Source organism: Cupriavidus sp. 10L45 (genome assembly GCF_056395225.1).
On the sequence record NZ_JBFTJC010000015.1, the window covers coordinates 82,966 to 108,219 of the forward strand.

Annotated in this window: 22 protein-coding genes and 1 pseudogene; 13 read left to right on the forward strand and 10 right to left on the reverse strand. The window is 64.3% G+C overall.

Features of this window, described 5'->3' with window-relative positions; genetic code table 11:
• Positions 1-151 precede the first annotated feature (151 nt).
• Both AC1DFU_RS23880 and AC1DFU_RS23885 read left to right on the forward strand, forming a co-directional pair.
• Positions 152-1,120 carry a LysR family transcriptional regulator gene (locus tag AC1DFU_RS23880; protein WP_441593461.1) on the forward strand — a complete coding sequence of 323 codons (969 nt, stop codon included), beginning with the start codon at positions 152-154 and terminating at the stop codon, positions 1,118-1,120.
• 107 nt (positions 1,121-1,227) lie between these two features.
• Positions 1,228-1,542 (forward strand): HAD family hydrolase, encoded by a 315-nt coding sequence (locus AC1DFU_RS23885; RefSeq protein WP_441593462.1) that lies wholly within the window; start codon positions 1,228-1,230, stop codon positions 1,540-1,542.
• Positions 1,543-1,721: 179 nt separating this feature from the next.
• Here AC1DFU_RS23885 and AC1DFU_RS23890 read toward each other — a convergent pair whose 3' ends face one another.
• Complete coding sequence (locus tag AC1DFU_RS23890) at positions 1,722-3,851, reverse strand: acetate--CoA ligase family protein (protein ID WP_441593463.1); 2,130 nt, start codon at positions 3,849-3,851, stop codon at positions 1,722-1,724.
• Between the two features lie 55 nt (positions 3,852-3,906).
• The gene (gene frc, locus AC1DFU_RS23895; protein ID WP_092299738.1) at positions 3,907-5,139 is read right to left on the reverse strand and encodes a formyl-CoA transferase; all 1,233 of its coding nucleotides are present in this window, start codon (positions 5,137-5,139) and stop codon (positions 3,907-3,909) included.
• A 350-nt stretch (positions 5,140-5,489) separates the two neighbouring features.
• Here frc (AC1DFU_RS23895) and sucC point away from each other — a divergent pair, with 350 nt between their 5' ends.
• Together sucC and sucD are read left to right on the forward strand one after the other, a co-directional pair.
• Complete coding sequence (sucC, locus tag AC1DFU_RS23900; protein WP_441593464.1) at positions 5,490-6,704, forward strand: ADP-forming succinate--CoA ligase subunit beta; 1,215 nt, start codon at positions 5,490-5,492, stop codon at positions 6,702-6,704.
• Between the two features lies 1 nt (position 6,705).
• Positions 6,706-7,629 carry a succinate--CoA ligase subunit alpha gene (gene sucD / locus AC1DFU_RS23905; protein ID WP_092299735.1) on the forward strand — a complete coding sequence of 308 codons (924 nt, stop codon included), beginning with the start codon at positions 6,706-6,708 and terminating at the stop codon, positions 7,627-7,629.
• Between the two features lie 76 nt (positions 7,630-7,705).
• On the opposite strand, the gene AC1DFU_RS23910 is transcribed toward sucD, so the two are convergent.
• From AC1DFU_RS23910 to AC1DFU_RS23940, 7 genes are all read right to left on the reverse strand, one after another.
• The gene (locus AC1DFU_RS23910) at positions 7,706-8,152 is read right to left on the reverse strand and encodes a PAS domain-containing protein (RefSeq protein WP_092299733.1); all 447 of its coding nucleotides are present in this window, start codon (positions 8,150-8,152) and stop codon (positions 7,706-7,708) included.
• A gap of 218 nt (positions 8,153-8,370) precedes the next feature.
• Complete coding sequence (gene frc / locus AC1DFU_RS23915) at positions 8,371-9,621, reverse strand: formyl-CoA transferase (protein WP_092299730.1); 1,251 nt, start codon at positions 9,619-9,621, stop codon at positions 8,371-8,373.
• Between the two features lie 41 nt (positions 9,622-9,662).
• On the reverse strand, positions 9,663-11,396 hold the full coding sequence (oxc, locus tag AC1DFU_RS23920; RefSeq protein WP_092299727.1) for an oxalyl-CoA decarboxylase: 1,734 nt from the start codon (positions 11,394-11,396) through the stop codon (positions 9,663-9,665).
• A gap of 279 nt (positions 11,397-11,675) precedes the next feature.
• Positions 11,676-12,458: a fumarylacetoacetate hydrolase family protein gene (locus AC1DFU_RS23925; protein ID WP_144197074.1), complete on the reverse strand. Its 783-nt coding sequence runs from the start codon at positions 12,456-12,458 to the stop codon at positions 11,676-11,678.
• A 116-nt stretch (positions 12,459-12,574) separates the two neighbouring features.
• Positions 12,575-13,810, reverse strand: coding sequence for a formyl-CoA transferase (frc, locus tag AC1DFU_RS23930; protein ID WP_092299960.1), 1,236 nt, complete (start codon positions 13,808-13,810; stop codon positions 12,575-12,577).
• Positions 13,811-14,243: 433 nt separating this feature from the next.
• Complete coding sequence (locus AC1DFU_RS23935; protein WP_092299721.1) at positions 14,244-14,960, reverse strand: GntR family transcriptional regulator; 717 nt, start codon at positions 14,958-14,960, stop codon at positions 14,244-14,246.
• Between the two features lie 217 nt (positions 14,961-15,177).
• Positions 15,178-16,218 carry a 2-dehydropantoate 2-reductase gene (locus AC1DFU_RS23940; RefSeq protein WP_441593465.1) on the reverse strand — a complete coding sequence of 347 codons (1,041 nt, stop codon included), beginning with the start codon at positions 16,216-16,218 and terminating at the stop codon, positions 15,178-15,180.
• A 192-nt stretch (positions 16,219-16,410) separates the two neighbouring features.
• Here AC1DFU_RS23940 and AC1DFU_RS23945 point away from each other — a divergent pair, with 192 nt between their 5' ends.
• The 3 genes from AC1DFU_RS23945 (at position 16,411) to AC1DFU_RS23955 (ending at position 18,625) form a co-directional block, all read left to right on the forward strand.
• On the forward strand, positions 16,411-17,166 hold the full coding sequence (locus AC1DFU_RS23945; protein ID WP_092299715.1) for a TerC family protein: 756 nt from the start codon (positions 16,411-16,413) through the stop codon (positions 17,164-17,166).
• Positions 17,167-17,256: 90 nt separating this feature from the next.
• The gene (locus tag AC1DFU_RS23950) at positions 17,257-17,964 is read left to right on the forward strand and encodes a GntR family transcriptional regulator (RefSeq protein WP_092299711.1); all 708 of its coding nucleotides are present in this window, start codon (positions 17,257-17,259) and stop codon (positions 17,962-17,964) included.
• 271 nt (positions 17,965-18,235) lie between these two features.
• On the forward strand, positions 18,236-18,625 hold the full coding sequence (locus AC1DFU_RS23955; protein ID WP_092299709.1) for a DUF427 domain-containing protein: 390 nt from the start codon (positions 18,236-18,238) through the stop codon (positions 18,623-18,625).
• Between the two features lie 119 nt (positions 18,626-18,744).
• On the opposite strand, the gene AC1DFU_RS23960 is transcribed toward AC1DFU_RS23955, so the two are convergent.
• Complete coding sequence (locus AC1DFU_RS23960; RefSeq protein ID WP_092299706.1) at positions 18,745-18,930, reverse strand: hypothetical protein; 186 nt, start codon at positions 18,928-18,930, stop codon at positions 18,745-18,747.
• Positions 18,931-19,144: 214 nt separating this feature from the next.
• Here AC1DFU_RS23960 and AC1DFU_RS23965 point away from each other — a divergent pair, with 214 nt between their 5' ends.
• The 6 genes and pseudogenes from AC1DFU_RS23965 to AC1DFU_RS23990 all read left to right on the forward strand — a co-directional run.
• Complete coding sequence (locus AC1DFU_RS23965; RefSeq protein WP_092299703.1) at positions 19,145-19,621, forward strand: nucleoside deaminase; 477 nt, start codon at positions 19,145-19,147, stop codon at positions 19,619-19,621.
• Between the two features lie 148 nt (positions 19,622-19,769).
• Positions 19,770-21,152, forward strand: coding sequence for an LLM class flavin-dependent oxidoreductase (locus AC1DFU_RS23970; protein WP_441593466.1), 1,383 nt, complete (start codon positions 19,770-19,772; stop codon positions 21,150-21,152).
• Positions 21,153-21,186: 34 nt separating this feature from the next.
• Positions 21,187-22,791: an ABC transporter substrate-binding protein gene (locus tag AC1DFU_RS23975; RefSeq protein ID WP_441593467.1), complete on the forward strand. Its 1,605-nt coding sequence runs from the start codon at positions 21,187-21,189 to the stop codon at positions 22,789-22,791.
• 4 nt (positions 22,792-22,795) lie between these two features.
• Complete coding sequence (locus AC1DFU_RS23980; RefSeq protein ID WP_441593468.1) at positions 22,796-23,794, forward strand: ABC transporter permease; 999 nt, start codon at positions 22,796-22,798, stop codon at positions 23,792-23,794.
• Positions 23,791-24,669, forward strand: a complete 879-nt coding sequence (locus tag AC1DFU_RS23985) for an ABC transporter permease (protein ID WP_441593469.1) — start codon at positions 23,791-23,793, stop codon at positions 24,667-24,669. The genes AC1DFU_RS23980 and AC1DFU_RS23985 overlap by 4 nt, the downstream gene beginning before the upstream one ends.
• Before the next feature lie 70 nt (positions 24,670-24,739).
• Positions 24,740-25,210, forward strand: a pseudogene (locus tag AC1DFU_RS23990) (ATP-binding cassette domain-containing protein); the annotation flags it as partial.
• Positions 25,211-25,254: the final 44 nt, after the last annotated feature.

The window sequence follows — 25,254 nt, forward strand, 5'->3', positions numbered from 1 at the left end:
GGGGACGCCCTACTTCACTACTGAATGAGCGCGCCTGACATTGCGGCACGTTGCATTGCTGATTGATGCTACTTCAAACTTAGATACGCAAAGCATAAAGTTTTTTATTATGATCATTGACGATCCTTTATAGATTGCAGGATATCGACCAATGAAGAACGCCACGCTGCGCCAGTTGAAAGTGTTCGAAACGGTGGCCCGCCATCTGAGCTTTTCGCGCGCGGCGGAGGAACTGCATCTCACGCAACCCGCTGTTTCCACACAGGTTCGGCAGCTCGAACACCACGTGGGCCTGCCGCTGTTCGAGCAGCTGGGCAAGCGGATCTACCTCACGCCGGCCGGCACGGAGATGCTGCACTACAGCCGCAGCATCATCCAGCAATTCCGCGAGGCCGAGGACGCGATGGCGCAACTCAAGGGTATTTCCGGAGGCCGGCTCAACGTGGCGGTGATCAGCGCCGGCGATTATTTCTTTCCCCGCCTGCTGGCCGAATTCATGAATCGGCATGATGGCGTGACGCTGAATCTTGCGGTGCACAATCGTGAGGAACTGTTGCACCAGCTGGCCGGCAACCTGACCGACCTCGCCGTCATGGTGCGCCCGCCCGAAGGCATGGACACCATCGCCGAGTCGTTCGCCCCCCACCCCTATGTCATCGTGGCCGCGCCGAACCATCCGCTGGTCGGGCGCCGCGACATCCCCCTGGCCGGGCTGGCCGAAGAGGCGTTCGTCTCGCGCGAGAAAGGCTCCGATACCTGGAATTCGATGCAGGAAGGCTTTGCCGGGCGGCTCTCGAACCTGCTCATCGCCATGGAGATCAAGAGCACCGAGACGATCAAGCAGGCGGTCATCGCCAATATGGGTATCGCCTTCCTGTCCGCGCACACGGTGGGGCTGGAGCTACAGGCCGGCAAGCTGGCCGTGCTCGACATCGAGGGATTCCCAGTCATGCTGAACTGGTATGTGGTGCACCGCAAGAACAAGCGGTTGCCGCCCGTGGCGCTGGCATTCAAGCATTTCCTGATGGAAGAAGGCGCCACCCTGATCCAGCAGATCACCGGCGTGGAGGGGCTGATCCGGCCGCGTACCGCCCGCCAGGTCCAGATTCCCAATGTATAAGCGATAGCTTATGGTTTCTCGATGAAACTTTAATTATCGTAAATCGTTCGTCGCGCCTACTCTGCACTTGTACCAAGCTCGTGACCTTGCAAACACAGGAGACGATCATGAACCCACTGCATCCCGCCGCGTCTTCCGCGTCCGTTTCGTCGCCCGTCGCCGGCGCCACGGGCCCTGATCGTACGTTGCAACTCGCCGCCTTCAACGCCGCCTTCGCCGAACTGGGCCTGCGCTTCCGCTGGGACATGCCGATGTTCGAGTGGCTCTGCGGCATCGAATGCGAGAAGACCCGCGTGGCCCGCTATATCGAGGAACACCACGCGCATCTGCTCAACGCCTACGACGCGCCGTTCCTGAGCCAGCTGATCTTCGACAAGAAGAATGAATACCTGCGTGCGATGTCCGGCACCGGCATGAACTAGGCGTTTTACGATTTCCCTTTACGATTCGTCGCGCAATACCAGACAGGCCGTTCCCTCGGGAACGGCCTGTCGCATTTGCCCCTTCGTTTATCAAATGCCCCCAACGGTTGCTGTCTCGTCGGGGGCTGGTTGTGCTGGAGATGCCGGCAGGTCTGGCTATGCCGGCGGGGCGGACCGCATCAGATCTTGCCCGCTCCCCTCGCCCACTTGTACTTCGCGCCGAGCACCGCCACCGGGATTTCGGTCGAGTACGCGTAGGACGGCACGCCGTGCTCGTACAGGTACTCGGCAGCTTCCTCCACCTGCACGTCGCCGGCCAGCGACGCCACGATCGGCTTTTCGATGCCCTTCGCCGCCATCTCCTCCTTCACTTCGATGACCAGCTGGGCGAACACCATCGGCGGCGTGATGATCGTGTGCCAGTAGCCGAGGATGATCGCGTGGATGCGCGGATCTTCCATGCCAAGGCGCAGCGTGTTCTTGTACGTCGTGGGCGGCTCGCCGCCGGTGATGTCCACCGGATTGCCGGCCGCGCCGAACGGCGGGATGAACTTGCGGAACGCTGCGTCGAGGTCGTCCGGCATCGTCATCAGGGACAGGTTGTTGTCCACGCAGGCATCGGACAACAGCACGCCCGACCCGCCCGCGCCCGTGATGATGACCACGTTCTCGCCCTTCGGCGTCGGCAGCTTGGGAATGCCGCGCGCGAACTCGAGCAGGTCGCGCAGCGAGCGCGCCCGGATCACGCCGGCCTGCTTGAACACGTCCTCGTAGATGCGGTCGTTGCCGGCCAGCGCGCCGGTGTGCGAGCTGGCTGCCCGCGCGCCCATGCTGGTGCGGCCAGCCTTGAGCACCACCACCGGCTTTTTCTTCGACACCCGGCGCGCCACCTCGGCAAAGGCACGGCCATCCTTCAAGTCCTCGCAGTGCTGGGCGATGATCTCGGTGTTGTCGTCCTGCTCGAAGAAGGTGAGCAGATCGTCTTCGTCGATATCCGACTTGTTGCCCAGGCCGACGATGGCCGACACGCCCATCTTGGCCGAGCGCGAGAAGCCGATGATGGCCATGCCGATACCGCCCGACTGCGACGACAGCGCCGCCTTGCCCTTCACGTCATACGGCGTGCAGAACGTGGCGCAAAGGTTCTTCGGCGTGTAGTAGAAACCGTAGATATTCGGTCCCATCAGGCGGATGTCGTGCTTGCGGGCAATCGCCACGATCTCGTCCTGCCCTTCCACGTTGCCGGTTTCGGCAAACCCGGACGGAATCAGCACGGCGCCGGGAATGCCCTTCTTGCCGACTTCCTCGAGCGCCTGGGCCACGAACTTGGCCGGGATCGCAAACACCGCCACATCGATTTTGCCCGGCACGTCGAGCACGCTCTTGTAGGCCGTCATGCCCATGATCTCTTCGGCCTTGGGGTGGATCGGGTAGATCTTGCCCTGGTAGCCGCCGTTGATCAGGTTCTTCATCACCGAATTGCCGATCTTCCCGTCCTCGGCGGACGCGCCGATCACCGCCACCGTGTCCGGGCGCATGATGCGGTTCATCTGCTTGACGATCTGTTCCTGCGTCGGACGGTACTTCTCCGGCTGCGGCGAGAAGTCCACCACGATCCGCACGTCGGCGGCGATGGCGCCGTCCTTGCTGGCGAACACCGGGTTCAGGTCCAGCTCGGAAATCTCCGGGAAATCGCTGACGAGCTGCGACATGCGCTCGATCATGCCGGCCAGCGCCTCGCGGTTGGCCGGGTCGGCGCCGCGCACGCCCTTGAGCACCTCGGCAGCGGCAATGCCGTCCAGCATCGACAGCGCATCTTCGTTGGTGGCCGGTGCCATGCGGAAGGTGATGTCCTTGAGCACTTCCACCAGCACGCCGCCCAGGCCGAACGCCACCAGCTTGCCGAACGACGGATCGGTCACGGCGCCGATGATCACTTCCTGGCCGCCTGTGATCATTTGTTGCACTTGCACGCCGATGATTTCGGCGTTGGCGTTGTACTTCTTGGCGTTCTCGATGATGGTGCGGTAGCCCTGCTCCACATCCGCCGCCGATTTCAGGCCCACCAGCACGCCGCCGGCTTCGGTCTTGTGCAGGATGTCCGGCGAGACGATCTTCATCACCACCGGAAAACCCATCTTCGTCGCCAATTCCACCGCGTTCGACGGCGATTTGGCCACGCCCTCGCCCGGCACCGAGATGCCATAGGCGTCGCAGACGAGCTTGCCCTCGGGCGCCGTCAGCGCAGCGCGCCCCTCTTCCTTCACGGTCGCCAGAATCTTGCGTACCGCATCCTTGTCATGTGCCATGTCAGGTCTCCATCTGTTCAGGCATTGCAGACAATCATTCGAGAGGTGGCGCGGCTCAGACCGCGCCGGCCGCCTTCAGCGCCGCGATCTGGGCCGGCGAGCGGCCGAGCCAGTCGAGGATTTCTTCGGTGTGCTCGCCCAGCAGCGGCGAACGTTCCACTTCCACGGGCGAGGCCGAGAGCGTGATCGGGCAACCCAGCTGCACGTACTTGCCGCGCTCCGGGTGGTCCAGCTCGACAAGGTAGCCGCGGTCGAACATCGACTCGTCCTCGATCAAGTCCTTCATCGAGAGAATCGGGCCGCACGGCACGTCCACCTCGTTCAGGGCGTCCATGACCTCGAATTTCGTCTTGGTCTTGGTCCACTTTTCGATGATGGAGAAGCACTCGCCCAGGCATTTCAGGCGCGCTTCCGGCGTGGCGAACTGCGGATGGGTGATCAGGTCCTCCCTGCCGCACAGGCGCATCAGCGGCTCCCAGCCTTGCGGCTGGATGATCACGTAGACGTAGTCGTTGGCCCCGCCCGGCGAGCAGCGCAGCGCGGCGCCCGGCTGGCCGCCGCCCGACGCATTGCCGGCACGCGGCACATAGTCGCCAAAGGTTTCGTTCGGAAATTCCTTAAGCGGACCGGCCGAGAGGCGCTGCTGGTCGCGCAGTTTCACGCGGCAGAGATTCAGCACCGAATCCTGCATCGCCACTTCCACGCGCTGGCCACGGCCCGAATGCTCGCGGTGCAGCAGCGCGGCCAGGATGCCGACCACGCAGTGCACGCCGGTGCCCGAGTCGCCGATCTGCGCGCCGGTCACCGTCGGGGCACCATCCTCGGTACCGGTCGTGCTGGCCGAGCCGCCCATGCACTGGGCCACGTTTTCGTACGCCTTGCAGTCCGCGTACGGCCCCGGGCCGAAGCCCTTGATCGACGCGTAGATCAGGCGCGGGTTCAACTCCTGCAGGCGGTCCCAGTCGAAACCGGCGCGGTCGAGCACGCCGGGGCCGAAGTTCTCCACCAGCACGTCGCAGCGCTGCACCAGGTCTTCCAGCAGCGCCTTGCCCTCGGGCGTCTTCATGTTCAGCGTGAGGCTGCGCTTGTTGGAGTTCAGCATCGTGAAGTAGAGGCTGTCGGCGTTCGGCACGTCGCGCAGCTGGCTGCGCGTGATGTCGCCCCGCCCGGGCAGTTCCACCTTGATCACGTCGGCGCCCAGCCAGGCCATCAGCTGGGTGGCCGAGGGGCCGGCCTGCACGTGCGTCATGTCCAGGATGCGGACACCGTCGAGTGCTTTGTTATTCATGCGTTGTCTCCTTGAGTATTCCCGTGCGCGCTTGCTGGATAACGTATGTGATATATCACGACACAACAAGAAGAAAATGCAGCGCGGTTCAGACTTTTCATTCCGCATCGCAATAGATCCTGCGGCATACACGAGCGTTAACCCGCAACATAGAAGGCTTTGCGATCAATCTTGCGCTATTGATGCGATGGCCTTGTCAGCGCGGACATCCCTTTTGCGCGATTCAGCTCGCACCCAGTTTCGGCATGATTTTATTATTGATATATTACATATAGTATTTTACGCCGCGAAGAACTGAACAGGCGGGTCCCGACCTGGCGGCCCGCGGCGCTTTTCAACCGAGGAGACACGTGAACATTCACGAATATCAGGCCAAGGAGTTGCTCAGGCGCTATGACGTGCTTGTACCGCATGGCCGCATGGCCTTTACACCAGACGAGGCCGCCCATGCCGCCCGCAAGCTGGGCGGCCCGGTCTGGGTGGTGAAGTCGCAGATCCACGCTGGCGGCCGCGGTGCCGGCCGCTTCGCGGATGACAGCTCGGGCAAGGGCGGCGTGCGCGTGGTGAAGTCGATCGATGACGTCCGCTCGAGCGCCGCGCAGATGCTGGGCAAGACCCTGGTCACCAGGCAGACCGGCCCGGCCGGCCGGGTAGTGCGGCGCCTTTACGTCGAGGAAGGCTGCGACATCGCGCGCGAGCTCTACCTGGGCATCCTGATCGACCGCACCACCTCGCGCATCACGATCATGGCGTCCACCGAAGGCGGCATGGAGATCGAGGAGGTTGCCGCACGCACGCCCGAGAAAATCCTGAAGGTGGCAATCGATCCGGCCAGCGGCATCCAGCCGTTTCATGCACGCCGGCTGGCATTCGGCCTGGGGCTGTCGGGCAAGCAGGTGGGCGCGGCTACCCGTTTTATCCTCTCGACCTACCGCGCGTTCACCGAACTCGACGCGTCAATCGTCGAGATCAATCCGCTTGTGGTCACCGGCAGCGGCGACGTGATGGCGCTCGACGCCAAGTTCAGTTTCGACGATAACGCCCTCTTCCGCCATCCCGACATCGATGCCATGCGCGACGAGAGCGAGGAAGACCCGGCCGAGACCGAAGCCGCCCGGCACGCGCTGAACTACGTGCGGCTGGACGGCAACATCGGCTGCATGGTGAATGGCGCAGGCCTGGCGATGGCCACGATGGACATCATCAAGCTCCATGGCGGCGAGCCGGCCAACTTCCTCGACGTAGGCGGCGGCGCCACGACGGAGCGCGTCACCGCGGCGTTCCGGCTGATCCTGGCCGATCCCAGGGTCGAAGGGATTCTCGTCAATATCTTCGGCGGCATCATGCGCTGCGACGTGATTGCCGAAGGCGTGGTGGCCGCGGCGCGCGAAGTGGACCTGACCGTGCCGCTGGTGGTGCGGCTGGAAGGCACCAACGTCGACCTCGGCAAGAAGATCCTGCGAGATTCGGGCCTGCCGGTCGTCTCGGCCAAGGATCTTGCCGATGCGGCCGAGAAAGTCGTGTCCGCCGTGCGCACGCACCCATCGAAGAAGGGAGGAAAGTGAAATGGCCGTGCTGATCGACAAAGACACCCGCGTGATCTGCCAGGGCTTTACCGGCGCACAAGGCACATTCCATTCGGCACAGGCACTGGCCTATGGCACGAAGATGGTGGGCGGCGTCACGCCCGGCAAGGGCGGTGAATCGCACCTGGGCCTCCCGGTCTTCGATACCGTGGCCGCTGCCGCCAATGCCACAGGCGCCGACGCCTCGGTCATCTATGTGCCGCCACCGTTCGCCGCCGATGCCATCCTGGAAGCGGTCGATGCCGGCATCGCGCTGATCGTCTGCATCACCGAAGGCATTCCCGTGATGGACATGGTGCGAGTCAAGCGTGCGCTGTCGGGGTCCGGCAGCCGCCTGGTTGGCCCGAATTGTCCGGGGGTAATCACGCCGGGGCAGTGCAAGATCGGCATCATGCCCGGCCACATCCATACACCGGGCAAGATCGGCGTGGTGTCGCGCTCGGGCACGCTGACTTATGAGGCCGTGGCGCAGACCACGGCGGCCGGACTGGGGCAATCGACCTGCATCGGCATCGGCGGCGATCCGGTGAACGGCACCGACTTCATCGACTGCCTGGAGATGTTCCTGGCCGACGACAAGACCGAAGGCATCCTCATGATTGGCGAGATTGGCGGATCGGCGGAGGAAGAGGCAGCCCAGTTCCTGCGCGATGCGCACAGGCGCAAACCGGTGGCGGGCTTTATCGCCGGCACCACGGCGCCGCCGGGACGCCGCATGGGGCACGCCGGCGCGATCATCTCGGGCGGGACGGGCACGGCGGAAGCGAAGGTCAACGCCATGCGCGAAGCCGGCATCCATGTCGCCGGGTCGCCAGCGGAGCTGGGTGCGACCATGGCGGCGGCAATGAAGCAGGCATCGGAACGCGCCCCGCTCAGACGAAACCTGGCGTTGGCCAGCGCGTGAACGTAGAAACGGAAAAGGCCGGGAGAATCGCCCGGCCTTATCGTTCCTGCGCCATGCTGCAACTGCGTCCGGTGAGTCAGCCGGCTCCGGCCTCGGCGCCCGCCCTGGCTTCCAGTTCCGTGATGCGCTTGCGCAGCGCCCGCTCTTCCTGGAAGCGCACGGTCTCGTCACGGATCACCGCCACGATGCCGGTGATTTCCCCGCCCTGCCCGTGCAGCAGCGCCACGGTAAAAGCGATCGACATCGCTTCGCCGTTCTTGTTGATCGCCGGGACCTTGAGCAAGTCATGGCCGTAGCGGGTCTGGCCCGTTGCCATGGTCTTGTCGTAGCCCTCCCAGTGGCGCGCACGCAGGCGCTCGGGAATAATCAGATCCAGCGACTTGCCCAGGGCCTCCTCCCGGGTGTAGCCGAACATGTACTCGGCGGCCGGGTTCCATAACGTGATGGCACCGTCGGCGCCGGAGATGATCACGGCGTCGCCGATGGCCGACACCAGCTGTTCATAGTCGATCGCGGTCTGCATGGTCTTGGTCTTTCCTGAGCTTTCCAGGCGAATGGGGGGTGGCGAGGTTCGCCACCAGGGGTCCGGGCTGTCATTGTGGCACTGTCGGCCATGCCGGTCCCTCAGCTTGGCGTCCAAACCATGAAGCGCCAGGGTGCGTTACGTCCCGTCTACGCATTCCCCGGCGCTCCAGGTGTGACCCGCTGTCACATTGGGCACTGGCAGTGCTGGCGCCTGGCTCAGATCACCTGCGACTCACGCAGACGGGAGATCTCCTCGGCGGCATAGCCCAGGCTGGCCAGCACTTCCTCGCTGTGCTCGCCCAGCAGCGGCGAACCGGTGATTTCCGGCTTCATGGCCGAGAACTTGATCGGGCTGCCCACGGTCAGGTAGGTGCCACGTTCCTTGTGCGGGACTTCCACGATCGAACCGCTCTTGCGCAGCGATTCATCCGCCGCGAGTTCCTTCATTGACAGCACCGGCGAGCAGGGAATATCGAACTTGCGCAGGATGTCCACCGCCTCGTACTTGGTCTTGTCGGCAAGCCATTCTTCGATGGTCTTGAAGATTTCGAAGATATGCGGCTGACGGCCCTTGGGCGTGTTGTAGTTCGGATCGCTGATCCACTCTTCCTTGCCCAGTGCCTTGCAGATCGGCTCCCAGGCGTGGCCCTGGATGGTGAAGTAGATATAGGCGTTGGGATCGGTCTCCCAACCCTTGCACTTCAGCACCCAGCCCGGCTGGCCGCCACCGCCGGCGTTGCCACCACGGGGCACCACGTCGCTGAACGTGCCGTGCGGATACTGGGGATACTCTTCCAGATAGCCCTGGCGGTCCAGTCGCTGCTGGTCGCGCAGCTTCACGCGGCACAGATTCAGCACGGCGTCCTGCATCGATACGGCAACCTTCTGACCCTGGCCGGTCTGCTGGCGGCCGATGATCGCGGTCAGGATGCCGATGGCCAGGTGCATGCCGGTGTTCGAGTCACCCAGGGCGGCGGCCGACACGGTCGGCGGGCCGTCCCAGAAACCGGTGGTCGACGCGGCACCGCCAGCGCACTGTGCCACGTTCTCGTAGACCTTCAGGTCTTCATAGTGGTGGCCGTCGCTGAAGCCCTTGACCGATGCCACGATCATCTTCGGGTTCAGTTCCTTGATGCGCTCCCAGGAGAAGCCCATGCGGTCAAGCGCACCGGGGCCGAAGTTCTCGACCAGCACATCCGATTCGCGGATCAACTGCTCCAGGATCTTCTTGCCTTCCGGCTTCTTGGTGTCCAGCGTCAGCGAGCGCTTGTTGCTGTTCAGCATGGTGAAGTACAGCGCGTCCGCGTCGGGAATGTCGCGCAATTGCGTGCGGGTGACGTCGCCGGAGCCGGGGCGCTCCACCTTGATGACGTCTGCGCCGAACCATGCGAGAAGCTGCGTGCAGGCGGGGCCGGCTTGCACGTGCGTAAAGTCGATGATCTTGATGCCGTTGAGTGGGAGGTTCACAATCGCTCTCCTGATGGAATAGAGGGTGAAACTGGGGTGGATTACTTCTTGGCCGCGCTCTGCGGATTCAGATTGGTCAGACGACCGCTTTCGGTACCGGCAGCCGGGTCGATGACGGCGTTGACCAGCGTGGGCTTGCCCGACCGCAAGGCTTCGTTCACCGCGGCTTCGAGTTCCGCCGGTGTGGTGACGTTGTGACCAACCCCACCGAACGCTTCCATCATCTTGTCGTAGCGCGCCCCCTTGACGAACATCGTGACCGCCGGATCGTTGCCGCCGGTCGGATTCACGTCGATACCCTTGTAGACGCCGTTATTGTTGAAAATGACGATGCAGATCGGCAGGTTGTAGCGGCAGATAGTTTCCACCTCCATGCCCGAGAAGCCGAACGCACTGTCACCGCACAGCGCGAGGACAGGCTTGCTGGTTTCGACCGCCGCAGCGACCGCGTAGCCCATGCCCACACCCATCACGCCCCAGGTGCCCACGTCGAGGCGCTTGCGCGGCTCGTACATGTCGATCACGGCACGGGCGTAGTCCAGCGTGTTGGCGCCTTCGTTGACAAACGAGATGCCCGGATTGGCTTTGACGACGTCCTTCAGCGCGCGCAGCGCGCTATGGAAGTTCATCGGCGACACATCCTTGGACAAGGTCTCGGCCATCTTCGCCAGGTTCTTGTCCTTGCGTTCGTCCACCGCGTTCAGCCAATCGGCGCCCGGCTTGGCAAAGCCGTTGCCGATCTTGTCGAGCATTGCCGATACGCACGAACCAATGTCACCCACTACGGGCGCGGCGATGGCCACGTTACTGTCCATCTCGGTCGGCGAGATGTCGATCTGGATGAACTGCTTCGGCTTGCCCCAGGTCTTGCCTTTGCCGTGCGACAGCAGCCAGTTCAGGCGGGCGCCGACCAGCATCACCACGTCAGCTTCCGCCAGCACGTACGACCGTGCGGCCGAGGCCGATTGCGGGTGTGTATCGGGCAGCAGGCCCTTGGCCATCGACATCGGCAGGTACGGAATGCCGGTCTTCTCGACCAGCGCGCGGATATCCGCATCGGCGCGAGCGTATGCGGCACCCTTGCCCAACAGGATCAGCGGGCGCTTGGCGCTCTTCAGCAGCGCGACAGCACGGTCGATCGAGTCCGGTGCAGGGAGTTGGCGCGGGGCCGGGTCCACCACCTTGATCAACGACTTGCGGCCACGCTCGGCTTCCATCGACTGGCCCAGCAGATTGGCCGGCAGGTCCAGGTACACACCACCCGGACGGCCCGACACGGCGGCGCGGATGGCACGCGCGATACCGACACCAATGTCTTCAGCGTGCAGCACGCGGAAGGCAGCCTTGGCGTGCGGACGGGCGATAGCCAGCTGGTCCATCTCTTCGTAGTCACCCTGCTGCAGATCGACGATCTCGCGCTCGCTCGAGCCGCTGATCAGAATCATCGGGAAGCAGTTGGTGGTCGCATTCGCCAGCGCCGTCAGCCCGTTCAGGAAGCCGGGCGCAGACACGGTCAGGCAAACGCCCGGCTTCTGCGTGAGAAAGCCGGCAATCGCTGCGGCGTTGCCGGCATTCTGCTCATGACGAAAGCTGATAACGCGCATGCCGTTGGCCTGCGCCAGACGGGCCAGATCCGTGACCGGAATACCGGGCAGGCCGTAGATGTTCTCGATGCCGTTCAGCTTCAGCGCTTCGATGACCAGATGAAAACCATCGGTTTGTGCCTGATGTTCTTCGCCAGCCTGACGCTGCAGCTCGTTTCCGACTTCTGCCATGGTTGCATCCTTCTATACAAATTGACGGGGATTGGAAAACTTCTGCTTCAAGGTGTCTTCAGCGGTCGTTCTCGCGCCCGCCTGGCTACTTCGGACTTCACGATGTCTCCTCCTTGACGATTCGCTACAGGCAGCGACCTTTGGCAAATACGGTATGTGATATATCAGTATTCAGCAAGCACTGATGCGAACTTTCGTCGATGCGCCGCAGCATTTCCCCGAAATTACGCAACCAGATAAGGGAAACTACCGAGCTCCCGCCTTCGCAAACTGGCTCGTTCAGCCGCGCACATGGTTGACCAGCGAGCCGATCCCGCGGATCGACACCTCCACCACAGAACCCTCCTTCATCGACCCGACCCCGATCGAGGTGCCGACGGCGATCACGTCGCCCGGCATCAACGTCATGTCCCGCGACAGCAGGCTGACCTGCTCCTCGGGCGAAAAAACAATATCGGACAACGGGTAGTTCTGGCGCTCGACGCCGTCCAGACGCGTTACCACGCTGGCGCTTCGCCAGTCAAAGCCGGAGACGATGGCCGGACCGACGCAACCGAAGGTGTCGGAACCCTTGGCGCGCGTCCACTGCGGGAAGTTGGGATCGGCATTGAGCAGCTCGCTCGCCGTGACGTCATTGACGATGGTGTAGCCGAAGATGTGCGAGGCAGCTTCGGCGAGCGGCACATTCCGGCATTCGCGGCCAATGACGATGCCGAGTTCGCCTTCGTAGGCGATCTTGCCGGTATACCCGCTCGGACGCAGGATGCCGTCGCCGGGGCCGGCCAGCGAACTTGCCGGCTTCAGCAGGAACAGCGGATGCACGGGCACCGCTTTCTCCAGCCGGGCCGCGAGGGCGTGAAAGTTGTTCCACAGCGCCACGATCTTGCCCGGCTGGCACGGGGCCAGCAGGTCCAGCGAGGCGTAGCTGTAGCTATTGCCCGTGGGGCGAGGATCGGTATAGCCAGGGCCATCGCATTCGATGACGCGGTCGGCATCACCCTCGTCAAGCCGGCCATAAGCGGCGTCGCCATCAGGACGGCGGAAGCGAATCCAGGTTTGCACGGCAGAACTCCTCTGACAGGCGCGAGCGTGCCGCGCCTGCTCTTTCAGCAGAGAATGGAGAGACCCCCGTCAGGGGCTGTGGAGACGAGGCACCGGCCGGGGCCGGACGCCTCGGGTCAGATCGCTCCCGCCAGGCGCAGCGCAGCAATCTGGGCCGGCGACCGCCCCAGCGATTCGAGGATCTCGTTGGTGTGCTCCCCCAGCAGCGGCGAGCGCTCGACGTTCACCGGCGAGTCGGACAGTGTGATCGGCGAGCCGAGCTGCACGTATTTGCCGCGCACCGGGTGCTCCAGCTCGATCAGGAAGCCGCGCTCGTACATCGACTGGTCCCCGATCAGGTCCTTCATCGACAATATCGGGCCACACGGCACATCCACCTCGTTGAGTGCGTTCATCACCTCGAACTTGGTGTGGCCCAGGGTCCATTGCTCGATGATGCCGAAGCACGCGGCGAGCTTTTTCAGACGCACTTCAGGCGTGGCGAATTCCGGATCGGTGATCAGATCTTCGCGGCCGCACAGGCGCATCAGCGGCTCCCAGCCCTGCGGCTGGATGATGACGTAGACGTAGTCGTTCGCACCGCCCGGCGCGCAGCGCAGCGCAGCGCCCGGCTGGCCGCCGCCCGACGCATTGCCCGCGCGCGGCACGTGGTCGTCGAACTGATCGTTGGGGTACTCGCGCAGCGGGCCGGCATCCAGGCGCTGTTGGTCGCGCAGTTTCACGCGGCACAGGTTCAGTACGGCGTCCTGCATGGCGACTTCCACGCGCTGGCCGCGCCCCGAATGCTCGCGCTGCAGCAGTGCGCCCAGGATCCCGACCACGCAGTGCACGCCCGTACCCGAATCGCCGATCTGCGCGCCCGTCACCAATGGCATGCCGCTGGCTTCGCCTGTCGTCGATGCCGCACCGCCCATGCACTGGGCCACGTTTTCATACGCCTTGCAGTCCTGGTAGGGGCCGGGACCGAAGCCCTTGATCGACGCATAGACCATGCGCGGATTCAGGTCCTGGATATGTTCCCAGTCGAATCCGGCGCGGGCCAGCACGCCCGGACCGAAGTTCTCGATCAGCACATCGCTCTGCTGAATCAGGTCTTCCAGCAGTGCCTTGCCTTCCGGCGTTTTCATATTGAGCGTCAGGCTACGCTTGTTGCTGTTCAGCATGGTGAAGTACAGGCTGTCAGCGTTGGGCACGTCACGCAGCTGGCTGCGCGTGATGTCACCGCGTCCGGGCAATTCGACCTTGATCACGTCGGCGCCCATCCAGGCCATCAACTGCGTAGCCGAGGGGCCGGCCTGAACGTGCGTCATGTCCAGGACGCGAATGCCGTCCAGGGCTTTGCGTTGCGCCATGGTGCTGCTCTGACTTTGGTTGGTAGCCTCGGCCATGCTCGTCTCCTGATTTGTGCTTCGCTCTTTTGACATACAGTATGTGGTATATCAGCAAGATGCAAGAGGGTTTAAACCCGAATCATGGAAGTTTCGACGCTGCATCGCAGCAAATGCGCATAAAGCCTTGCGGTGCCTACGCTGGCGGTAGCTGTGTGAGCCGGGGAGGTGTTGCGGATGACGCAGAGGCCGTTCCAAGGACAGCCCCTCGCCCCTGCGAGATCGGCAAATAGCCAAGGAAAAGTGGCCAAAGAAACGTGCCAAAGAACGTGCCAAAGAAAAAGCCCCAACCGTGCCGTAAAACTGTTGGGGCGCAAGAAGATTCGGCCACATCGCGGAACAATGCCCGCGCTCCGTCATGGGCTGGGCGACGGGGCGTGCATGACGTGGCCGGCAGTCAGTCCAGGAAGTCGCAGTTCTTTTCCACGTAGTCGGCCAGGTCCAGCGAGTGCTGGCGCACCAGCTTCTCGGCCAGCTCCGTATCGCGCTTCTCCAGCGCCTCGATAATCCGCAGATGATCGACGATCGACCGCGCGGCGCGGTCGCTCTGCGAGATCGTCATTTTCCGAATCGCACGCACATGGACGAAGATGTTCTTGATCGCGTCCATGATGATCTGCGACTTCGATAGCTGCACGATCGCCTGGTGAAAGACGATGTTGGCGTCGGAATACTCTTCGATGTGTTCGGCTGGCGTGGAGTCTCGGAAGCTGTCGAACATGTGTCGCAGTTTGCCGATTTCCTCGTCGGTGGCATGGAGCGTGGCCAGGCGGGCCGCCATACTCTCCAGCGCGGCCCAGACCTGGATCATCTCCACGATCTCGCGCTTGGTCTTGCGCATGATGTAGATGCCGCGGCGCGGCACCGTGCGCAGGAAGCCTTCCTGCTCGAGCAGCGTCATCGCCTCGCGGATCGGCGTGCGGCTCACGCCCAGCGCTTCGGACAGCACGCGCTCGTCCAGCCGCACTTCCTCTCGCGACTGATAGATATCGGCATCGGCAATGGCCTGGCGCAGCATCGCATAGGCCTGGTCGCGCAGGCTGGCGCCCGCGTTGATCGGCTGCAGCGACAGGGTCAGGCCGGCGGGCTGGACTTCGGGTGTTTGGGCGGACATGAATGCACTCGTCTATGACCGGCGCCCCGGGGGCCGAGGCGGCCTCCGGCGGCGTCCCGCCCCACTCCACTGCCGGGACCTGACGCGCGGACGCATGGTGTCCAGTTTGGCATGGCGCCATGCGGTTTGCTCATCAATCTCGTCGATGATCGCGCGTCAAGAACCCGAACGGGTGAGAAAGGGGCGGGTCCGGCCTTTCGTATATGGTATATCAAGATCACCACATCGCCGGGGATTTCTCCCGCGTCATGCCGCGCGCGCCACAGGGCACGGGTGGCGCAGTCTGACCGCCCTGCGCCATCCTGTCGCGCTGCTTGATCAGCCCCAGCACGGCATCGACCATCGGCGTAGGCTGGCCGATCATCCGGCCCATCTCCTGCACCACGGTCAGCAAGGGGTCGATTTCCATCGCCCGGCCGGCCTCCAGGTCCTGCAGCATCGAGGTCTTGTGCGCCCCCACCGCGCCGGCGCCGTCGATACGCCGCTCCACATCGACCCGAAAGTGCACGCCAAAGCGCTCGGCAATCGCCTTGGCCTCCAGCATCATCTGGCGCGACAGCGCGCGCGTCGCTGGGTCGGACGTGATGATGTCCAGCGTGGCATGCGTCAGCGCGCTGATCGGATTGAAGCAGAGGTTGCCCCACAGCTTGAGCCAGATCTCATCGCGGATGTTGTCGCGCACGGGCGCGTCGAGGTCCGCCTTGACCATCAGGTCGGCGAGTTGCGTCACGCGCGAGGAACGGCTTCCATCTGGCTCGCCGATAGGAAACTTCTTACCGTAGACATGGCGGATCACGCCCGGCGCCTCGATCTCGGCGGCCGGATACAGCACGCAGCCGATCGCCCGCTCCGGCCCGAGGCCGCGCCACTGCTTGCCGCCTGGGTCCACGCTCTCCAGCGTGCGCCCGGCGAACTCGCCGCCATGCTTGTGGAAGTACCAGTAGGGAATGCCGTTGACGCCGGTCACGACTGCCGTTTCCGGCCCGAGCAGCGGCTGCATCAGCTCCACCACGCCGGGCACCTGGTGCGCCTTGAGCGTGATGAACACATAGTCCTGCGGACCCAGCTCGCGCGGATCGCTGGTGCAGCGCACGCGCGCCACGCGCTCCTCGCCTTCGATATGAAGGCGCACGCCGTTGGCCTGCATGGCCGCCAGATGCGGCCCGCGTGCGATAAAACTCACGTCGGCGCCCGCGAGCGCCAACTGCGCGCCCATGTAGCCGCCAATTGCCCCTGCCCCATAGATACAGATCTTCATGGGTTGTCTCCTCGATGGTTGTGATGACCGGTATTATTTTGATATATCACATACTATATTCCAGTCTTGGCGTTTCACAACCTCAATCTCGCCCTATCTGATGTCCCCTGCACCGCCGGCGTGCGCTACCATGATCCTGGTAGTCCGCTTTCGGGTAGCCCTGCCCCAGCCCACCCCAACCAAGGAGTTCGCATGGAATCGCTACTCGCGCTGGCGCGCGACCCGGCCGCCTGGGCCGCACTGGCCACGCTCGTGGCCATGGAGGTCGTGCTCGGCATCGACAACCTCATCTTCATCTCCATCCTGACCAACAAGCTGCCCGAGGCCATGCGCGAGAAGGCCCGACGGCTGGGGATCAGCCTGGCGCTGGTGATGCGCCTGGGCTTGCTGGCGACGATTGCGTGGATCGTGGCGCTGACCGAGCCGGTCTTCACGCTCCTCGGCAAGGGCATTTCGTGGCGCGACATCATCCTGATCGCCGGGGGCGCGTTCCTGGTCTGGAAGGCCACGCGTGAGATCCATCAGCACGTCGCGCCCGAGCCCGGGCACGGCGAGGAAGGCATGGTCGCCCGCGCCGCGCCTGGCTTCGCGATGGCCATCGGCCAGATCCTGGTGCTCGACCTCGTGTTCTCGGTCGACAGCATCATCACCGCCGTAGGCATGACCGACCACGTGCCGATCATGTTCGTGGCCGTCATCGCCGCCGTGACCGTGATGCTGTTCGCGGCCACGCCGCTGGCGAACTTCATCAACGCCAATCCCACCATCATCATGCTGGCGCTGGCCTTCCTGATCATGATCGGCATGACGCTGATTGCCGACGGGCTGGGTCACCACGTGCCGAAGGGCTACATCTATACAGCGATGGCGTTCTCGTGCGGCGTGGAGGCGTTGAATATGCTGGCGCGGCGGCGGCGCAGCCGGCGCGCGGCGTCGCCGCCGGCCTGATATCGGGTATTCGGGCGCGGTGGCTGGCGAGCCGCCTGCCCGAGCGGGTATGATGGCTGTCTTTGCTGTCATCCCCACTCACACGCATCCATGCTTCCTGCGGATCTTGCCGGCGCCGACGGCGACCAGAGCGCGTCGCTGCCGCGTTCCGAACGGGCCTACCAACAACTCCGGGGCGCGATCCAGGCCGGCCACCTGCCGCCCGGCACGCGCCTGCGCGAGGTGGAACTGGCCGAATCGCTAGGGTTGTCGCGCACGCCGGTGCGCGAGGCGCTGTCGCGGCTCGAGTCCGAAGGGCTCGTCGTCAACGAGCCGAATCGCGGCATGATGGTGACGCGGCTCGACGCCAGCATGGTGAGCGAGCTGTATGTCATGCGCGAGGTGCTCGAATCCACTGCCGCCGCGCTGGCTGCCCGCCACGCCACCGATGTGGAAATCTCGTTGTTGCGCGATATTGTCGAGCGCGACCTGGCCTTCGCCGAAGATCCCGACAAGCTGGCGGTCAACAATCGCCTGTTCCACGAGACGCTGCACCGCTGCGCGCACAATCGCTATCTGCTGAAGACCTTGCGCTCGCTGCACGAGTCGATGGCGCTGCTCGGCCGCTCCACGCTGGCCGTGCCGGGCCGCGCCCGGGGCTCATACGAGGAACATCTGGCGCTGGTGGAAGCGCTCGAGGCCCGCAACCCGGCGCAGGCCGAGCAGATCGCCCGGCGCCATATCCAGCAGGCGTACAAGGTGCGGCTGTCGCTGTGGATCGAGGAACAGTCAGCAGGCGGTCAATCGCTATCGTTTTGATTGATCGATAGTTTTCGATCCCGCCTAGCCCCAACAGCCCCAGCAGCCCCGCCCAGTGCGGGGCTTTGTTTTGGAATGTTGGGGTGGATTGTTTAATCCACGAGAAGAGTGTGTTCCCTCGCGCGTGCTATGCCGGGCCGGCCGCGCTTGCTATCGTCCATACCGAGGCCGAGGCTCTTCTCTCCCTTTTCGGCCTCACGTCACCTCCGTGGCGGTTTTTTCTTTGAGGCGCGGCCTGATCGCCGCGCCTCCTTTCTTAGGGAGGTCTGCCATGACCGACAAATCCGCCGACAAATCCGTCAGGATTCCCGGCCCGGATCATCCGATCACGATCACGCCCCAGGGCGGGCGCGTGGTGGTGACCGTAGCGGGCCGTGTGGTTGCCGATACCCGCCGCGCCTTGACGCTCGCCGAGGCCTCATACCCGCCAGTCCAGTACATTCCGCGCGAAGACGTGGACATGTCTCAACTGACGCGCACCCAGCACACCAGCCACTGTCCCTACAAAGGCGATGCGGCCTACTACAGCATTCCCGCAGGCGGCACCCGCACGGACAACGCCGTGTGGACCTACGAATCGCCCCATCAGGCGGTTGCCCAGATCGCTAATCATCTTGCCTTCTACCCGGATCGTGTCGATCGCATCGAAGTGACGCGTTAATCACCAAAAAAGCCAAAAGCCGACCCGCCGCACACCTCGAAGGGCTGTACGGCGGGTCGGCTTTTCAATGGCGGCGCCGGGAGACGCCGCAGGCACTACAGGGGGGTGTTCTGACCGGATTAACCGTTCGCGTAGACGACCTTGGCCTTGCGCGCTTCCGCTTGCAGGCGGGAGAAAACATTCTGCACAGCAGCCACAACGCGCTTCACGTCGTTGGCAAAACCCAGGCTTTGCGTGCCCAGTTCGCGCTCGATCAGGTCGCGTTCGAGTTGATCGGTCATCTTGATGTCGGATTGGGTGTTCATGGCTTCCTTCCTTGAGGGATTACCCTTATGGGGTTTTCCCGAATTGTAGCAGAAGGATTGTCGCAATGCAGCATTAGGTGATAGTACGTATGCAGGGAAGCAACGCAAGCCGTCTTCCCCTTGGACATTCCACCAGGCACCGGCAGCCATGAAGCGACGAAGAAGGCACCCCGCGTCCAGTACTATCGCCTTCCTGACGACTTCGAGACACACCATGACCGATACCGAAACATTCCTGCGCGAAGCCATCCGGCTCGCCCAAGCCAATATGGAGGCCGGCGGACGGCCCTTTGGCGCAGTGATCGTGCGCGACGGCAAGGTAATCGCCACCGGCGTCAACGAAATCCTGACCACCAACGATCCCACCTCGCATGCCGAGCTGAACGCCATCCGGGCTGCCAGCCAGGCGTTGGGCCGCCCAAGCCTTGCTGGCTGCGCGGTATATGCCAGCGGACATCCGTGCCCGATGTGCATGGCGGCCATGCGCTTGGCCGGCGTGACGCAGGTGGCGTACGCCTATTCGAATGACGATGGGGAACCGTTCGGCCTTTCGACAGCGGCGATCTACGCGGACTTGGCGCGGCCGTTCGCGGAACAGTCAATGAACATCGACTATGTGCCCGTCAGGCTGGACGGCGTCGCGGACCTGTATGCGGACTGGAGAACCCGACAGGGCACGGCCAAATCCTGAGGACCTGAAGCGGCCACGGGCGCCTTGATGGCCGGGCGGCGCGGTGATGGTCGGCCACGTACGCCACATATCGTTATCGTGTTTCCTTCGTTCCGTTGCGAGAGGCCCTTCCCTATCCTGCGTAGCTTGTACGGGAAAGGACCCTCGCATGACCGCTTCGCTGGAACTCGATCCTCAACGCGCCCCACGCCAGCTGCACCTGAACCTTAACGCGCTGCACAGCGGCTTCGTGCCGTCGGCATGGCGGCTCCCGGACAGCGACCCGCTCGCATTCACCGACGTGCAGCACTACGTCAGGCTGGCCCACACCGCCGAGGCCGGCAAGTTCGATGCGATCTTCCTGGCCGACAACGCGGCCATTGCGGACCAGATCAACTTCCGGCCGATTACTGCGCTGGAACCCACTGTGCTACTGGCCTGCGTGGCCGCCGCCACGACGCACATCGGGCTGGTCGCTACCGCCTCGACGAGCTACAACGAGCCGTACAACATCGCCCGCCGCTTTGCCACGCTCGATCATGTCAGCGGCGGTCGCGCGGGCTGGAACGTCGTGACCACCGCCGACGCTGCCTCGGCACGCAACTTCGGCCACGACGCCGTGCCCGACCATGCGCAGCGCTATGCGCGGGCGGACGAGTTCACGACCGTGGTGCGCGCGCTATGGGATAGCTGGGAGGACGATGCCTTCATCGGCGACAAGCGGGACGGCCGCTTCGTCGATACCCGCAAACTTCAGCCCATTGCGCACCGCGGCGCGTCGTTCAACGTGCAAGGGCCGCTGAACCTGCCCCGTTCGGTACAGGGGCATCCGGTGCTGTTCCAGGCCGGCGGCTCGGCCGACGGGCAGGAACTGGCGGCGCGGCATGCCGAAGCGGTGTTCTCGGCGGCGCAGTCGATCGAGGAATCCATCGAGTATGGCCGGCGGATCAACGCGCAGGCCGAAGCCATCGGGCGCGGCCCGCACGCCGTAAAGATCCTGCCGGGACTCACGACCATCATCGGTGCGACCGAGGCGGAGGCGCTGCGCCGGCGCGACGAACTCGTCGACCTGATCCCGTGGGACTACAGCCTTAACCGGCTGGCCGGCACGCTGGGCATCCCGGCCGACCGCCTTCGACTCGATGCGCCGCTGCCCGAGCCATTGACACTGCCGGCCAACGGCAACGGCAACCACACGTTCTTCAACACCACTGTGGCGCTGGCCCGCCGGCGCGGGCTGACCGTGCGAGCGCTGATCCGCGAACTGGCCGGCGGTGGGGGGCATCGCGTCATCGTCGGCACGCCCGAACAGATTGCCGACGACATCGAGCACTGGTTCCGCCAGGGCGCCGCGGACGGCTTCAACCTGATGCCGGACGTGCTGCCCGATGGCCTGAGCGCCTTCGTGGAGGGCGTGGTGCCCATCCTCCAGCGTCGCGGCATCTTCCGCACCGAGTACACGGGTCGTACCCTGCGCGACCACCTCGACCTGCCCCGGCCATCTGGCCGGGTATCCGCGCCGGAGCCCGCCACGTCGCGCGCTGCCGCCTGACCGCCTTCTTCCACCGATCACACCATACCCATCCATGAACCGCCGCGATTTCCTGGCTGCATCCACCCTGCTCTCGATTGGCCTGCCCTTCTCCGCTGAATCCTTCGCCCAGGCCACCGCCCCCGTGCGCGGCGGCGTGCTGAATGTGGCCGTCTCCCCGGAGCCCACGCTGCTGACTTCGGCGTTCATCACCACCATGAACATCGGGCAAGTCTCCAGCAAGGTGCTGGAAGGGCTGGTCGCCTACGATCTGAACCTGAAACCCGTGCCCGCGCTGGCGACGGCGTGGAACACCTCGCCGGACGGGCTCAAGACCACCTTCCAGCTCCGCAAGAACGTCAAGTGGCACGACGGCAAGGACTTCACCGCCGCCGATGTCCAGTACACCCTGCTCGAAGTCTGGAAAAAGCTGCATCCATTTGGGCGCGCAGCGTTCGCCAACGTCACGGCAGTCGACACGCCGGACCCGCACACGGTCATCATCCGGCTGTCCTCGCCGGCCCCGTACCTGATCAACTACATCAACACCTACGGCGCGCAGATCCTGCCGCGCCACCTGTATGAGGGCAAGGACGTGCTCAGCAACCCGCTCAACAGCGCGCCGGTTGGCACGGGCCCGTTCGTGTTCAAGGAGTGGGTCAAGGGCAGCCATGTCCGGCTGGAGCGCAATTCGCACTACTGGCAGGCCGATCAGCCCTATCTCGACGGTATCGTCTTCAAATTCATCCCAGACGCCGCCGCGCGCACCGTGGCGCTGGAAGCCGGCGAGCTGGACGTGGCGCTCGGCTCCAGCATTCCGCTGTCGAACCTGAACCGCTTCCAGGACAAGCAGCGCTACCGCATCAACACCGACGACGGCCGCTACCTGGCAACGATCTTCCTGACGCAGTTCAACGTGCGCAAGCCCTACTTCGCCGACAAACGCGTGCGCCAGGCGTTCGCCCATGCGATCGATCGCAACGCGCTGCTCAAGGTGGTGTTTCTCGGCTACGGCAAGCCGGCCACGGGTCCGGTGCCTTCGTCGGTGGTCAACTACTACGCCGGCGACACCCGCCAGTACCCGTTCGATGTGAAGAAAGCGGCGGCGCTGCTCGACGAGGCTGGCTTCAAGCCCGGCAAGGACGGCAAGCGGCTGCGCATCACGCTCGACTACGATGGCGGCGGCGGCGTCACCGCCAGCCGGCCTGCCGAGTTCATCAAGCAGTCGCTTGCGCGCGTCGGCGTGGAGGTGGAGTTGCGCGCCGGTGACACCGCCACCTACCTGCGGCGCGTGTTCACTGACCAGGATTACGACCTGATGATCTCGAGCCTGCATCGCCTGCCCGATCCCACGCTCGGCGTGCAGCGCCTGTTCTGGACCAAGAACATCATCAAGGGCGCGCCGTGGACCAACGGCTCGGGGTACTCGAATCCCGAACTCGACCGGATCATGGAGGCGGCCGGACGCGAAGCCGATGACGGCAAGCGCAAGGCGCTGATCCGCAACTGGCAACAGATCGTGCAGGAAGATGTGCCAGTGCTGGACCTCGTCGAGCAGACCTGGGTCACGGTATCGACGGCGCGCTTCCGGAAGGCCACTGCGCAGGGCGACGGATTGTTCGCCTCGTATGCCGATGCCTGGCTCACACCCAAGGCATAAGCGCATGCGCCGCCCCGCCCTTGCGTTCCTGCGCCAGCGCCTGTTGCAGGTGATACCCGTGGTGCTTGGCATTGCCTTGCTGAACTTCGTGATCCTCCAGCTCGCGCCCGGCGATGTCGTCGACGTGCTGGCCGGCGAGGCCGGCGCGGCGACGCCCGAGACCATGGCCCAACTGCGCGCGAACTTCGGGTTAGACCAGCCGATGTGGCTACAGCTCGCACATTACCTGCGACAGATCGCCACGCTGGATCTCGGCTTTTCGTACCGCCAGAACATGCCGGTCTTCACCCTGATCGTGAACCGCCTGCCGGCCACGTTGTTGCTGATGACGCTCGCCATGGGCATCGCGCTGGTCCTTGGCATTGCCCTCGGCGTCGTGGCCGCCGTGCGCGTGCATCGCTGGCCCGACCGCCTCATCTCGCTGGGAACGCTGGTGGCCTACGCCATGCCAACGTTCTGGCTCGGCCTGATGGCCATCGTGCTGTTCTCCGCGCGACTGGGCTGGCTGCCGTCCGGTGGCATGACCGATGTCAGCGCCGCCCATACGGGGCTGGCCTACTTCGGCGATGTGGCGCGCCACGCCATCCTGCCGGCCTGCACGCTGGCAACGTTCTATCTGGCGGTCTACACGCGCCTGGTACGCACCGCGATGCTGGAACTGGACGGCGCAGACTTCGTGCGCACCGCGCGCGCCAAGGGCGCTGGCGAGATCCGCGTCACGCTCGTCCACGCGCTGCGCAACGCCTTGCTTCCGCTGGTGACGATGGCAGGCTATCAGGTGGCCTCGCTGCTCAGTGGGGCGGTGCTCGTCGAGTCGGTCTTCAGCTGGCCGGGCCTGGGGCGGCTTGCGTTCGAATCGGTCCTCGCGCGGGATTTCAACCTGCTGCTCGGCATCCTGCTGCTCAGTTCGCTTCTGGTCATCGTTGTGAACATCTTCGTCGATCTGCTTTACGCGGCCATTGACCCGCGTGTGGCCGTGGTCCGCACTGGCGCACGGCCATGACTGCAGCGACCGCTTCCGTTATCGCCCGATCCCGTCCGCGGGCGCTCTGGCGCACTATCACGCGACATCCGGCCGTCTCGCTCGGCGCGCTGCTGATGCTGATCGTCGTCCTTGCTGCCGTAGTGGGGCCCGTTGTGTTCCCGGGCGACCCGTGGGAAATGGCAGGTCCGCCGATGCTGTGGCCCGGCGAGGACCCGTCTCACCCGCTTGGCACCGATTTCATGGGGCGCGACCTCGCCACGGGGCTGGCGGCCGGCGCGCGCGTCTCGCTGCTGATCGGACTGGTCAGTACCGCGCTGGCGGCCACCCTCGGCATTGCCGTCGGCGCTATCGGCGGGTATTTCCGTGGACGCGTCGACGCCGCACTGATGCGGCTGACCGAAGTCTTCCAGACGGTGCCGAAATTTGTCCTCGCCGTGGTGCTGGTGGCGATCTTCAAGCCATCCGTCACGACCGTGGTGCTGGCTATTGGCGTGGTGTCATGGCCCGCCACCGCGCGGCTGGTACGCGCCGAGTTCCTGTCGCTACGCGAGCGCGAGTTCGTACTCGCCGGCGAGACCATCGGCATGGGCCACACGCGCCTCATCGTCACGCAACTGCTGCCCAATGCGCTGCCGCCCGTGATCGCCATGGCGACCCTCACGGTTGCCACCGCGATCCAGACCGAAGCCTCGCTGGCTTTCCTCGGTCTCGGCGACCCCAACGTCATGAGCTGGGGCACGATCATCGGCAGCGGGCGCGAACAAGTCGTGGACGCCTGGTACATCTGTGGCCTGCCCGGCTTTGCCATCGTGCTGACCGTGCTGGCCTTCAACCTGCTCGGTGACGGTCTCAACGATGCCTTGAACCCCCACCTGCGCCAACGACGGAGCTGACGCCATGACGCTGCTCGATGTGCGCGCGCTGCGCACCACCTTCACCACCGCCAACGGCCCCGTCACCGCGCTGCACGACGTCTCGCTGCACATCGATCGCGGCGAGACGCTGGCGCTCGTTGGCGAAAGCGGCTCGGGCAAGTCCGTGACGGCCTACTCGATCATGGGCCTGCTGCCACGCCGCACGGCAAGGATTGCGGGTGGACAGGCCTTATTTGATGGCACGGACCTGTTGGCGCTGGACGCACGTGCGATACAGGACATCCGTGGCAACCGGATCGCCATGATCTTCCAGGAGCCGATGTCTGCGCTCAACCCCGTGATGCGGATCGGCGACCAGATTGCCGAGGCGATTCGCCTGCATCGGCAGGTAACGCGCGCGCAGGCTGCCGAACGCGCGGTGGGGCTGCTCGAGCAGGTTCGCATGCCATCATCAGCCGCGCGCGCCGGCGACTATCCACACCAGTTGTCCGGCGGCATGCGGCAGCGGGCAATGATCGCCATCGCGCTGGCCTGCGAGCCCGACCTGCTGATTGCCGACGAGCCAACCACCGCGCTGGACGTCACGACCCAAGCCCAGATCCT